General features: G+C 48.1%; 9 protein-coding genes. All 9 read left to right on the top strand.

What is annotated here, in order from left to right; translation table 11 throughout:
• The first annotated feature begins 11 nt into the window (after window positions 1-11).
• The 9 genes from nrdD (at window position 12) to DLD82_RS03800 (ending at window position 13,276) form a co-directional block, all read left to right on the top strand.
• Complete coding sequence (nrdD, locus tag DLD82_RS03840; protein WP_394339579.1) at window positions 12-2,162, top strand: anaerobic ribonucleoside-triphosphate reductase; 2,151 nt, start codon at window positions 12-14, stop codon at window positions 2,160-2,162.
• Window positions 2,163-2,460: 298 nt separating this feature from the next.
• Window positions 2,461-3,603 carry an adenosylcobinamide amidohydrolase gene (locus tag DLD82_RS03835; protein ID WP_109939786.1) on the top strand — a complete coding sequence of 381 codons (1,143 nt, stop codon included), beginning with the start codon at window positions 2,461-2,463 and terminating at the stop codon, window positions 3,601-3,603.
• A gap of 3 nt (window positions 3,604-3,606) precedes the next feature.
• Window positions 3,607-4,650 carry an ATP-binding protein gene (locus DLD82_RS03830; RefSeq protein ID WP_109939785.1) on the top strand — a complete coding sequence of 348 codons (1,044 nt, stop codon included), beginning with the start codon at window positions 3,607-3,609 and terminating at the stop codon, window positions 4,648-4,650.
• The gene (locus DLD82_RS03825; protein WP_109939784.1) at window positions 4,647-6,521 is read left to right on the top strand and encodes a VWA domain-containing protein; all 1,875 of its coding nucleotides are present in this window, start codon (window positions 4,647-4,649) and stop codon (window positions 6,519-6,521) included. The genes DLD82_RS03830 and DLD82_RS03825 overlap by 4 nt, the downstream gene beginning before the upstream one ends.
• A gap of 5 nt (window positions 6,522-6,526) precedes the next feature.
• Entirely contained in the window at window positions 6,527-7,702 is a 1,176-nt protein-coding gene (locus tag DLD82_RS03820) for an ABC transporter substrate-binding protein (RefSeq protein WP_181391235.1), read from the top strand.
• 16 nt (window positions 7,703-7,718) lie between these two features.
• Window positions 7,719-8,792, top strand: coding sequence for a FecCD family ABC transporter permease (locus DLD82_RS03815; RefSeq protein ID WP_109939782.1), 1,074 nt, complete (start codon window positions 7,719-7,721; stop codon window positions 8,790-8,792).
• Window positions 8,789-9,832, top strand: coding sequence for an ABC transporter ATP-binding protein (locus tag DLD82_RS03810; protein WP_109939781.1), 1,044 nt, complete (start codon window positions 8,789-8,791; stop codon window positions 9,830-9,832). Before DLD82_RS03815 ends, DLD82_RS03810 begins: the two co-directional genes overlap by 4 nt.
• Window positions 9,807-11,999, top strand: a complete 2,193-nt coding sequence (locus DLD82_RS03805) for a nitrogenase component 1 (RefSeq protein ID WP_342764529.1) — start codon at window positions 9,807-9,809, stop codon at window positions 11,997-11,999. Before DLD82_RS03810 ends, DLD82_RS03805 begins: the two co-directional genes overlap by 26 nt.
• Window positions 11,996-13,276, top strand: coding sequence for a nitrogenase component 1 (locus DLD82_RS03800; RefSeq protein ID WP_181391234.1), 1,281 nt, complete (start codon window positions 11,996-11,998; stop codon window positions 13,274-13,276). Before DLD82_RS03805 ends, DLD82_RS03800 begins: the two co-directional genes overlap by 4 nt.
• The last annotated feature ends 87 nt before the right edge of the window (window positions 13,277-13,363 follow it).

Here is a 13,363-nt window from a genome sequence, read left to right as displayed (position 1 = left end):
CCATTCCGTCTATGCCTCCGGTCAGAACCAGTGATGGCCATATCCTGGACTGGGACCGTGACCGGATTGTCAGACAGATCCTTAAAGAAACAAAACTTGTAGAGACTTTTTACGGTTATGAAGGAGCAGATGAAGAGGCAGCACAGGAAATCGCCAGGGAAGTAGAAGACCGGATAAAAAAACTGAACCTTCGTGCATTATCCGGACCGTTAATCAGGGAGATAATGAATATCATCCTTATAGAACGGGGAAGGATTCAGTGGCGGAACGTTTGTACAAGGGTAGGTACACCGGTTTTTGATGCTCACCAGATAGATGTGGGCAGGGGATTTGAGAAAAACGACAATGCAAATCTGCAGGAAAATGCTGAAACTTCCCATAAAAAGAAGGCTGACAAGATAAGCAAGGAACAGTACCTGCTTTCGCTTCCTCCACATCTTGCAGACCGGCACCTGTGCGGGGATATTCATATCCATGATCTTGAGTACTTCGGCACCCGGCCATTCTGCCAGGACTGGGACCTCAGGTATTTCTTTTATTATGGGCTCATGCCGGACGGGAATGGGACAAAGGCGTCTGTCGCAGGACCTGCAAAACGTGCAGAAGTAGCCGTGCTCCACGCGGTGAAAGCACTGGGAAGTGCCCAGACAAACTTCGCCGGCGGGCAGGGATATTATAATTTTCTTACATTCCTTGCACCGTATTTTACCGGGATGGCATATGATGAGATGAAACAGCTCATGCAGATGTTCGTCTATGAGATGACGCAGATGATGGTGGCACGAGGGGGCCAGCTGGTCTTTTCATCTGTGCAGCTCTCACCCGGTGTCCCAAAACTCTGGAAAGACAAACCCTGCGTTTATAAAGGGAAGGTATGGAACGGCACTGATGCACCACTCCAGACATATGGATCATGTGAACGGGAGGTTCGTCTTCTCTTCAAATCACTCATGGAGGTGATGTTAGAAGGAGATTACTGGGGCAAGCCATTTAATTTCCCAAAGCCGGAGATAAGCATTGAACCTGATTTCATGCATGAGAATGAAGAGTTTAATGCATTGAATCCGGACCTTCCAACCTATGAAGATCTCTATCTCCTCACCTTCGAACTCTCATCCAAGTTCGGGACACCCTATTATGATAACCAGCTCCCGGAGTACAGGGGAGCCGGAGAGGGTATCTCCTGTTACCAGTGTTGTGCCTACCAGTTCTCAACCATGGCAGACCAGGACAAGGATTTTGATAAGAAACTGATGTTTGAGAACGGGATGCACTTTTCTATGGGTTCCTGGGGTGTTGTATCCCTTAACTGTCCCCGTGCATCCTACAAGGCACATGGTGACGAGGAGCGTCTGTTTGCAGAACTCCGGTCCATGATGGACACTGCTGTTGAGGTATTTAAGATAAAACTGCGGTGGATGGAACTTATTAAGAAGAGTAACCGGATGCCATTTGCAATGCAGCGCCCGCGTGACCCGAAGACAGGAGAGAGAGGAGCATTAGCTGTCGATTTTGAGGGTCTTGTGTATACCATCGGTATCGTTGGTCTGAATGAGATGGTCCAGCACTTTACCGGTCATCAGCTTCATGAATCTGAGGATGCCTTCCGGATGGCAGTCTGGTCAATGACCGAGATGGAGATCTATAGCCGGGAACTGACTCAAAAACACGGGATGACTATTGCCCTTGCCCGGACACCAGCAGAGACAACGGGACAGCGGTTTGCAGTAGCCGATCTCCTCCGTCATGAATTCCACGAGGATGCAAAACGGGTCATCAAAGGGAACCTGGACGCCGCTCTGGGTAAACTTGGCGAAACACGCGACCTTCCGATTTATTATACCAACGGAACCCATGTTGCCCCCGGAGCAGATGTCACCCTCGCACAGCGGGCTGAGATAGAGCATGTCTTCTTCCCGATTGTTGATGGCGGGAATATCTTCCATATCTGGCTTGGGGAAGCAAGACCCGATCCCCGTGGACTTATGGACATGGCCATGAAATTATGCCGGAATACCCAGATTGGATACTTTGCGTTTACCCGTGACCTGACGGTATGTCTTCACCAGTTTTCAGAGTGGGACGGTAAACGTGTCAATGTTCCGGTTAAGGATCCTGCTCACCAGTCACAAAGTACTATCAGGTCATCGATTCAGGTCTGAATAATAAATCCTTTTTTTTTCTCTCTCGGGAGAATGTGCATATTATCTATCTTCTAAATATCCGGATGTCGGATAGGGGATTAAAAATCCTGTTTGACGGAGGTTTTCCAGATCTGTATCAATCTCACCTCATCCCCGGATTTATCGATTTTTAAACGTCCTGCAAACTTGTTATCTAATCTTGTCTTCACAGCATCATCAGATCGAGGAGAACGATAAATCAATACAATTTTATTGTGCGCAATAGAATCTTATCAAATTTTCTTACCTTAAATACAAATAAACGGGGTGCCATTCTTTGGAAGAAATCAACAGTGAACCTTTGGATTTCAGGAATGACCTGAAATTGATATATAAAACAAGCAGCGGGGAGGAGGTATATCGTTGTGAAAACTCGATCGTTGTACAATTGCCTGAAAACCGGAATGCGCTTACCACTTCCTATGTAAACGGAGGATACCAGGAAAACCTCCAGGCAATATTCAACCATGAGCCAAAACCTACCAAAGGTCATTGTGCCCATGATTTGGAAGGAGGGTCAGTTGAAGCATACCTGGAAATCCATTCAAGAAGGCTCGGCCTGGATCCGGAAAGAATTGCTGCCATGATGACGGCAGCGAAGATGAAGAACGCTGCAATATCAACCCGATCTTTTCGAACCCTTGAGATCACCGCAATCGTCACCGCAGGTATTGAAGTGAACGGAGGGAGGGCAGGAGATCCTGCAACCTGGCACGAAGAGGAGGGACAGACGATCTATGTTGGTGGAACTATCAACACCATCATTATCGTAAATTCCCATCTTCCGGCTCATACCATGACCAGGGTGGTGATGACAGCAGCCGAAGCAAAAACCGTTGCCATTCAGCAGCTGATGGCACCAAGCAGATACTCGACCGGGATTGCCACCGGTTCCGGAACCGATCAGATCTGTGTAATTTCAAACATGAGCAGCCCGAATACCCTCACATGGGCTGGAAAACATTCAAAACTTGGAGAACTGATTGCAAATTGTGTAATCGATGCGACCACAGAGGCACTTGCCAGACAGACCAATCTTACCCCTGATTCTCAGCGTGATATGTTAATCAGGCTTGAGAGATTCGGGATAGATGAGAAGAAATACTGGGAGACAGGAGCAGCACTTGAAGGGGAGAATAAAAAGGACCTCTTTATCAAAAATCTCCGGTTATTCTCCCGTGATCCATCTGTTGTTACCCTTACAGCCTCTCTTCTTCACATCGTTGACGAGATTGGTTGGGGTCTTGTGCCTGAATTATCCGGAAAAAAGACCGCACTAGGCATGATGAAGACACTTCCAGACCTGATAGAGGCAAAAACTCATCCTGATCTCAACCTCGTTCTGGATGAGAGGCGGAGTATCATTGAAAACTGGATCAGGATCAGTTCCTGGTATGTGAAGAACGGATTATCCAGGTGATCCATGACAAGTGAAATACCAGTTTATCCGTTTGCAGGAATTGTCGGACAGGAGAATATGAAAGAAGCCCTTCTGGCAAATATTGTGTATCCTTCCATCGGCGGGGTTCTTATCAGGGGAGAGAAAGGAACCGCAAAATCAACCATGGTAAGAGCTGCCACCGATCTTCTGCCAGAACGGGAAGTGGTGAAAGGCTGTATCTTCAGGTGTGATGCATCTGATTTGAGGAATCAATGCAGTTCCTGCCAGTCGAAACGAATAAAAGGAGAAAAAATTCCCTCGGAGTTTGTCCGGATGCGGGTTGTAGAACTTCCCCTCTGTGCAACCGAAGACCGTGTGGCAGGAACTCTTGATATTGAACATGCTATCACGAAAGGAATCAAAAAATTTGAACCAGGGGTGCTTGCGATGGCAAACGGCAACATCCTCTATGTCGATGAGGTCAACCTCCTTGATGACCATATCGTAGACCTTCTTTTGGATGCAGCAGCAATGGGTGTCAATTTTGTGGAACGGGAGGGAATCTCCTACTCTCATCCGTCACGATTCCTGCTGGTTGGAACCATGAATCCGGAGGAGGGGGATTTAAGGCCACAACTCCTTGATCGGTTCGGTCTTGTCGTGGATGTAGAAGGTGAGAAAGATCCTTCCCTCCGGTCCGAAGTTGTCAGGAGGAGGCTTGATTTCGAAACAGATCCGAAGGCATTCTGTGATAGATTTGCGTCAGAACAGCAGGCAATCAGGGATAAAATCAGACAGGCAAAAGAGATCATCCCATCTCTTGCGCCAGATGAAACTCTGATCAATACTGCTGTAACTATCTCTCTTTCCCTCGGGGTTGACGGACACCGGTCAGATCTCACCCTGGTAAAGACTGCCCTGGCATTTGCAGCACTCGATGGTCAGAAAGAGGTCAGAAAAGAACACCTGAAAAAGGCTGCCGGCCTCTCACTTCCCCACCGGATGAGACGGAGACCATTCGAGGAGAGTAAAGTAGATATCAGAGCCATTCATTCGCTGATTGAGGAGACTTACGAAGTTTCATGAACTTCCTCTTCCCTTTTTCTGGCATTGTCGGACAGGAAAATGCCAAAAAGGCACTGCTCTGCTCATTGGTTCATGAAGATATACGCAGTGTCCTCATTATCGGCGATCCGGGATCTGCCAAGTCAACCCTGGTCAGATCGGTCGGTACAATAGAGGATAAACCAATCCAGACCATTCCACAGGCTGTTACTTTTGACCGCCTGATGGGAATGATTGATCTTGAGAAGGCCGTCACTTCAGGTAGTATTCAGGTTACCCCAGGACTTTTAGAAGAAGGAGATGGCCAGATCCTCTATGCGGATAACGTCAATCTGATGGAAGAAGGGATAGTCAATAACATCCTCAATACATCCGATACCGGACATTTCATTCTCGAACGGGAAGGACTTTCCCACCATGTCACGACCAGGTTCACCTTTTTTGCGACCATGGATCCTGCAGAAGGAGAACTCTCTCCCGGACAAATGGACCGGTTTGATCTCTGTGTCCGTCTTGATAGGATAGACGAGACTGAACTCCGGGCTGAGATCGTAAGGAATCAGCTCAAATTTGAAACTAAAACTAAATCATTTCTTTTGGAGCAACAGCATGAGACAGATTCCCTAAAAGAGAAGGTCACCGCCGCACAGGATCGTCTCCCCTATGTCAGTATCCCGGAGGCTTTACAGGATCTGGTCTCATCACTCTGTCTTGAGCTGGCCGTTGAAGGTCAGAGGGGTGACCTTGCAGCTACACGAGCTGCATGTGCTTTAGCAGCTCTTGACAAACGAGACGAGGTTAATTTCCAAGATATTAAAGAGGCAGCCCTGCTTGCTCTTGAACACCGGAGAAGAGAAAAACCGGGCTGCCCGCCACCGGAGCCACCCGAAGAGAACAAAGAGAAAGAAGACAATGCCCAGGAAAACAGGCAGGATCCAGACACCAGGCAGCCACCCGAAGAGAGAGATGAGCCCCACCCCGAAGAAGAGGAGCAAAAGGAACAGGATCGTGGTATTCCACCTCCACCGCCGGTATCAGAGAGGGTTTTTGATATCGGAGCCACCTTCGAGGTGATCCGGTACCTTGATGAGCAATCCTGGCAGGCAACACGAAAGCAGAAAAGTGGCCGGAGAACCAGGGTACAAAGTACAGATACCTCGGGTCACTATCATGCATTCCGGCTTCCGGTAAAAAACCAAAACGACATCGCCATCGATGCAACGCTCCGGGCGGCTGCTCCCTATCAGCGACATCGGAAGAGAAACGGGCTTGCAATATCAGTAACGAAAGGTGATATCAGAGAAAAGGTCCGGGAGAAGAAAGTAGCCCATACCATCCTGTTCCTCGTCGATGCCAGCGGTTCCATGGGTGTACAGAAACGGATGATCGCCGTAAAAGGTGCTATTTTATCCCTGCTTCATGATGCATACCTGAAACGTGACAGGGTCGGGCTGATGATCTTTCGGGGAAAGGATGCACACCTCCTCCTCCCGCCAACGAAAAGTCCGGATCATGCAGCAAAAATGCTCAAAACCATCCCGACCGGGGGGATGACTCCCCTTGGTAAAGGACTCATTGAATCATGCAATCTCCTGACACGGGGAAGATTCGCATCTACAGATGAGAACCGATCCATCGTTATCCTCACTGATGGAAGAGGAAACGTTCCGATTAACGGAAAATCCCCCTCAGAAGAACTGAAAGAGATTACTGAAAAAATCGCCTTTACGGGGATCAGATATGTGGTCGTCGATACCGAGGCCGGATTTCCCCGGTTGGGCAGAGCACAGGTCCTGGCAGGTAACCTGAACGCCCTCTATTTCAGACTTGAAGAACTTGGCACTCAAGGACTTGCCGGATCTGTCCAGAACACCATCTATTCACCGAGATGAAAATAATGACACAAAAAAGTTGTAAATTTTTGAATTGTTACCTTATCTTCCTGTTAACAGTATTTATTGCAGGTATCTATAGCGGTGCTGCCGATACCACCGACCTATTTCCAGACAAGGCATATCCGGAGATGGCGACAGGGTATACTGTCGAGTACCATGACACCTACAAGGTAGTACAGATTAATGACCCATGGGGAAGGGAATCAGAAAATTACACATATCTCCTTGTACAGCGTGGTGAAGAGGTTCCTGACGGATACCCGGATGCAGAGGTATTCTATGTCCCGGTTCAGAACGTCGTTACGATGGGAGTCGTCCATATCCCCCACATTAGTGAACTCGGAGAGATTGAAACCATCACCGGACATAACGGAGTGAAACAGGTTCATGACGAAGGTTTCCAAAACCGGCTCTCAAACGGAGATATCATTGAGGTAGGCAGTGGGGCGGTCTCTATGACAAGTACGCTCAAGATGGAGGATCTTATCGAACTTGAACCTGAACTGATCTTCTGTGTTGCAAACGGAAACAAGGAGTATGACAACCATTACAAGCTACTTGAAGCGGGATTAAAACCGGTTCTAACCGCTGATTGGATGGAAAACGACCCCCTCGCCCGGGCTGAATGGATAAAGTTCTTCTCACTCTTCTATAACAAGGAAAAAGAAGCCAACGAATATTTTGATGAGATAAAACAGAATTACAACAATATCAAAGAAGAAGCAGAGCAAACAAACGAAAAACCCACGATCTTTTCCGGGATTGATTACCAGGGAGGATGGTATGCACCCGGAGGAAAAAGTTACGTTGCAGAGCTCTTCAGGGATGCCGGCGGAGATTATATCCTTGGAGATAATGAAGAAACCGGCAGCCAGATGCTCGATTTCGAGACCGTCTATGACAAGGCATATGCAGCAGATTACTGGATAAACATCGGGTATGCAAACGATAACGATGAATTACTGGCACTTGATCCAAGATTTGCCAAATTTGACGCATATAAAAACGGAAACGTGTACCATTATAATGCCAGGGTAAACGAGAACGGAGGGAACGATTACTGGGAGTCAGGTATCATACACCCGGATATTGTCCTTGCCGACCTGGTAAAGATCCTGCATCCTGACCTTCTTCCTGATCACGAATTCTACTACTATACTCACATTGGTCAGGAGTAACAAGGGAGCAGGACAGATGAATATCGAAGGAGGTGATGCCGGCGACAGCATAAAGCGATTTACTGTTGTTGCCCCACTCATCATTGGAATTCTTATTTTTATCTTCATCCTGGACCTTGTAGTGGGATCGGTGAACATCCCATTAGATGCTCTTCTTCAGATTATCACCGGTGGGGAAGTCAAAGAGACATGGATGAATATCTTCTGGGACTGGAGAATGCCAAAGGCCATCACAGCGGTGTTTGCCGGAGGTGCCCTGGCACTTTCAGGGCTCCTCATGCAGACCTTCTTTCGAAACCCCTTGGCAGATCCGTATATCCTGGGAATAAGTTCGGGAGCAAGTCTTGGAGTGGCATTCGTGATGCTTTCTGCAGGCATATGCGGGATTGGAGCAATCTTTTCCACTATCGGCTTCATCGGTGACCTCAGCATTTCTGTAGCGGCTATCGTAGGAGCATTTGCAGTACTCCTGTTAATCCTGCTGATATCAGCAAAAATTCAGAGTAATATCACGATTCTCATTCTGGGCATCATGGTCTCGTACATCAGTGGTGCAATCGTTACCATTCTTCTCCAGTTCTCCGATGAATCTGCAATGCATTCGTATTCATTCTGGACATTCGGCAGTTTTTCAGGAGTTACCTGGGGTCAGCTCCCGTTCATGGTCATTCTCCTCCTGGCCGGATATCTCCTCTCGATATGCCTGGTTAAACCACTAAATGCCCTCCTGCTTGGTGAACAGTATGCAGAGAGTATGGGGATGAATTATAGCCGGATAAGGGTAACCATCATCGTAACCACAGCTCTCATGGCAGGAGTTGTAACTGCATTCTGTGGGCCGATAGGATTTCTCGGAATAGCCATTCCCCATTTTTGCAGGGCATTATTCGTCACCGCCGACCACCGGATTCTTGTTCCAGGATGTATCCTGGTAGGCGGGATAGTCGCCCTTTGTACTGATATCATATCCCATCTCCCAGGAACAGACATTATTCTGCCCCTCAATGCGATAACTGCCCTCTTTGGTGCACCGGTTGTAATATGGGTGATCGTCAGGGGAACTAAATTCGGACGAGGAGTAATCACATGAATGAAAAACCAGTATTATCCTGCACCGATCTTACCATCGGATATAAAAGCCAGAAGACAGCGGTGAAAGAGATCTCAAAAGGCCTCAACCTAACGCTTAAAAGAAAGGAACTGGTCTGTCTGATAGGTCCGAACGGATCAGGAAAATCAACCCTTATTCGTACACTTACCGGTATCCAGCCCTCGATATGTGGTGAGGTCTGGCTTCATGGCAGACGAATCAATGAGTTCACCTCTGATGAAAAAGCCAAAACCCTGAGCGTAGTCCTGACGACTCCTGTCCAGACTGGTTACATGACCGCGTTTGACATCGTCGCCCTAGGCCGGTTTCCCTACACAAACTGGGCAGGAAGACTGTCTAATTCAGACAAGAGTATTGTAACCAATGCCCTTTCTTCGGTCGGTGCCGGGAACCTCTCCCACCGGTTCATCCACGAGATGAGTGATGGTGAGAAACAGAAGGTGATGATCGCCCGGGCCCTTGCACAGGAACCTGAACTGATGGTTCTCGATGAACCAACCGCCTTTCTGGATCTGCCTCACAAGATAGAGACGATGCGAATCCTCCGGATGGTTGCCCAGAAAACAGGAAAATCCATCCTCCTCTCAACACATGACCTGAATCTTGCTATCCGGTGTGCTGACCAGCTCTGGATCCTGAACAGGTCAGGCACAATGATTGCAGGAACTCCTGAAGATCTCGTCCTCTCCGGAATCTTCGGATCAGCCTTTGAGATAGATGGAGTGCATTTTGATACCACTCGCGGTGAGTTCACTATTCCAGTAGAAAAACGGGGAACGTTCCACCTGGATGCACCCGAATCCATCCAGAAGATCTGGACTGCATATGCCATGGAAAGGATAGGATACGTTCCGGCAAATGGGTCTTCCCCGGATATCGTAATCCAGGTCACTACCGGCGATAGTACTCCGGTATGGCAGATCTCACACCAGGGTGGGAAGAAGGAATGTCAGAGTATCAGGGAGATGGTAGAGTGTATCTCCAGCTCATGGCATCTCACCGGAGGCGATCCCAATTAAGATCGCAGTCTACGGTAAAGGGGGAATCGGAAAATCGACGATTTCTGCAAATACTTCAGCGGCTCTTGCCGAAAAAGGGCACCGGGTACTCCAAATCGGATGTGATCCGAAGCATGACTCGACACGTCTGCTCCTTGGGGGGAAAATCCCAATGACGGCCCTGAGTTATATCAAGACTCAGCTTCCAAAAGAGAGACGGGCTGAAGAGATTGTCTTTCGGGGATATGGAAATGTCGCCTGTGTTGAAGCAGGCGGTCCTGAACCAGGAGTCGGATGTGCAGGAAGGGGGGTAATCACGACCTTTGAACTCCTCGAGGATCTCGGTGTCAGCTCAGACCTCTTTGACCTCACCTTGTATGATGTCCTTGGTGATGTGGTATGCGGTGGATTTGCGGTCCCTATTCGGAATGAATACGCCGATGCAGTGTATATTGTAACCTCCGGCGAGTACCTCTCACTCTATGCAGCCAATAATATCCTGAAAGGGATCCTGAATTTTACAGAAAGGGGCCCAAGAATTGCCGGCATCATCCACAACGCACGTGGAGATCCTGATGAAGAGGAACGGGTCAGGAGGTTCGCAGGAGCTGTCAGGCTGCCGGTTGTGATTCGTGTACCAAGGAGTGAAATCTTTGCCAGAGCCGAGAGAACTGGATGTACCCTGATTGAAGGACACCCGGATTCTGAAGAAGCAGAAGTCTTCAGAACTCTTGCCGTACATGCAGAAGACATCATGGGGGGTGGTGCACTTCTCCACCATGCCCTACCACTGAGTGATGAGGATCTTGAAGAGATTGTCCTGCAAAGGAACGATTCCCGGACAATTCACCGATTCTCCTTTTGTCAAGGAGAAGAGAAGGATTCCAGAAAGGCGGTGTCAGTATCCGTAAAGAATAAAAAGCCGCTTATTGGATGTGCTTTTGCAGGGGCGGTCTCTGTAACTGCCCAGGTCTCCGATGCCGTGACGATAATGCACTGCCCAAGGAGCTGCACCCTGATGATGTATGAAAAACTCCTGGATACCAGGCAGCATTCAACAACACGATTTGGCAGTTCCTATCAGCAGGGACTGATGGAGCGGCTCATCTCCACGGATATGAGAGATGAGGATTTCATATTCGGTGGGGAGAAAAAGTTACAAGAGACCCTGGATTCAGTAATCAGGGACGGATGCAAATTAATCTTCGTTGTTACGGCCTGCCCGCCAGGGATCATCGGTGATGATATTGGAAAGGTGATCTCGACTGTTATTCAAGGAAATCCGGATGTACGCATAATTCCGGTAAAAGTGGACGGGAACCTTGTCGGGGATTTCGTCCAGGGAGTCATGGATGGCTACGGGGCAGTAGCCGGCCTGATTGACGATAAGACAGAGAAAACCAATAGCCCATCAGTTAACCTCATCGCGGAAAAATGGTTGGCAGAAAACGAAGAAAGAAGTTACCAGGCAGTCAGGGATCTGCTCGGACGTCTTGGAATCGGGGTAAACTGCAGATTTCTGATAAATACAGACTCATCATCGCTGAAAAACTTCAATAAAGCAGGACTTGTTCTGCCGGCTGATAAGGATGACACAGTGGAGAGCATCAGGGAGATGCTTACATCCAGGTCATCGCTCCCGTTCCTTGATCTCCCCCTCCCAACCGGATTTTTCGAGACAAAACAGTGGCTTTTAGAAGTTTCACGGGTATTCGGAATGGAAGAGAAAGCAAAAGAGATTATTGCTGAAGAAGAGGCTAGATATCAGGAACAGATAAGAAAACTCAGGCATGATATGGAAGGTAAAACCATCCTTATATCAACCTATCCAAAGTCCCTTGACTGGGTTTTAGATATCGCTTCAGATCTTGGGATGAAGATCCTTAAGATAGGACTAACCTACTCCCCATTCTCTGAATCGTTCAGATCAAGATATGCAGATGCATTCCCGATTGTGCATTCGTACTCCATCGAGATGAGATCTGAGGATATCAGTGAACTAAAACCTGACCTGGTCCTGTACACCTATCCAACGCTCAGGAGATCTGATGAAGCACGGAGTGCTCACATCCCCTATGCCCCGGGTTTTGGATTTCAGGTGGCAATTGAACGGGCAAAGAAGTGGAATCTCCTGATGAAACTGCCGGTATCCGAAGGATGGAAAAAGGACGGGGAGGGGATCATATGAAACTGGATCCAGACGGGTTCATCGGAACCCTGCTTGCGATTGAAGGAATTTTGGATGCCAGGGCAGTGATGAACGGCCCTACCGGCTGCAGGGGTAATCCGGCCTATTTCTCTGACCGGCATTTCCCCCGGGAAAACTCCCTGAACCGGAGATCTTTTGAGGAGCCATTCTTCTTTGGACAGTCGAGGATACCCTGTACTTACCTTGACAGCGATGACTATATTCTCGGATCTGCTGGTAAACTCCGGGAGATCCTTCCACTCATTGCAGAAAAAGGGGATTCTTTTCTTGCGATTGTCAACTCACCTGGTGCTTCACTCATCGGAGATGACCTGAACCGGTTTCTCGTAGAAGCGAACCTTGATTCTATCTGTATGGCCTTTGAAGGAGCAGCATATTCGTACCCCCTGGCAACCGGGTTTGATATGGCAATGGTTTCAATCCTCCGCTGGCTCAAACTAAACAAGTTTCCCAAAGTGAAAAACCGGGTCAACCTCCTTGGATTTTCTATAAACCAGAAGTTCTGGAAGGGTAATGTCGCAGAACTAAAAAAACTCTGCGAACTGATGGGTCTTTATGTGGTCTGTGTCCCGGGTGCAGGATCCGGTATCGCAGAGATCAGGGAGTCAACAACAGCCAGCTGCAATATCGTTGTCTATCCGGAGTATTCCACAAAAACTGCAGAGTATCTTGAATCTGAATATGATATCCCGGCTGTTATACCTGCGGGAGGAGCACCGGTTGGCTTTACCCAGACTGAAGAATGGATATCTGCCGTCGCCGATGCTACAGGAAGAGACCCGAACCCAGCTCTTGAATATCTCAAAGAACAGCGGGTTCATGCCTTCCACCAGATATCGAGGTATCACCATGAAGCAGGATATCCAAAAGGAGCAACCTTTTCCATCAGGGGAGACTCCTCGTTTGTCCTGCCCCTGACCAGGTGGCTGTTTGAGTACCTTAGTATGCTTCCGGTATCAGTTGAGTTTGCAGAAGGACAAGACCCTGAGATGACAGGAAAACTCACAGAATTTCTCAAAACACATGAAATACCGGCTCTTGGAGCTGATCCATCTATTGTACAGCCTGATTTTTATTTTGGTGACAGCCTTACCGGGAAGGATCTTGAATTATCCGGGAAGTGCAGAAAAACGATTGAACTTTACAACCGGACGACCAGTGACATCTACTTTACAGAGAAAGCATACCTAGGAGGAACAGGAGCCCTCTGGATTCTTGAAGAGATCTTTCAGACGGTTAAAGATTTTTCCGAGTAAAAAGAGTTTTTTATTCTCCTTTTGATTATGATCGGAAAAATTCGTCCTCATCTTCAGGAGGTATGAAAATGAGAATTCTGAGGAAGA

It is taken from the genome of Methanospirillum stamsii, assembly GCF_003173335.1.
GTDB lineage: Archaea > Halobacteriota > Methanomicrobia > Methanomicrobiales > Methanospirillaceae > Methanospirillum > Methanospirillum stamsii.
Note: the sequence above shows the minus strand (reverse complement) of the source record. Positions and strands in the feature narration are given on the sequence as shown.

Coding starts and splice junctions, on each gene's coding strand:
- nrdD (WP_394339579.1), top strand. CDS start 12: ATGCCTCCGGTCAGAACCAGTGATGGCCATATCCTGGACTGGGACCGT.
- DLD82_RS03830 (WP_109939785.1), top strand. CDS start 3,607: ATGACAAGTGAAATACCAGTTTATCCGTTTGCAGGAATTGTCGGACAG.
- DLD82_RS03825 (WP_109939784.1), top strand. CDS start 4,647: ATGAACTTCCTCTTCCCTTTTTCTGGCATTGTCGGACAGGAAAATGCC.
- DLD82_RS03820 (WP_181391235.1), top strand. CDS start 6,527: ATGACACAAAAAAGTTGTAAATTTTTGAATTGTTACCTTATCTTCCTG.
- DLD82_RS03815 (WP_109939782.1), top strand. CDS start 7,719: ATGAATATCGAAGGAGGTGATGCCGGCGACAGCATAAAGCGATTTACT.
- DLD82_RS03810 (WP_109939781.1), top strand. CDS start 8,789: ATGAATGAAAAACCAGTATTATCCTGCACCGATCTTACCATCGGATAT.
- DLD82_RS03800 (WP_181391234.1), top strand. CDS start 11,996: ATGAAACTGGATCCAGACGGGTTCATCGGAACCCTGCTTGCGATTGAA.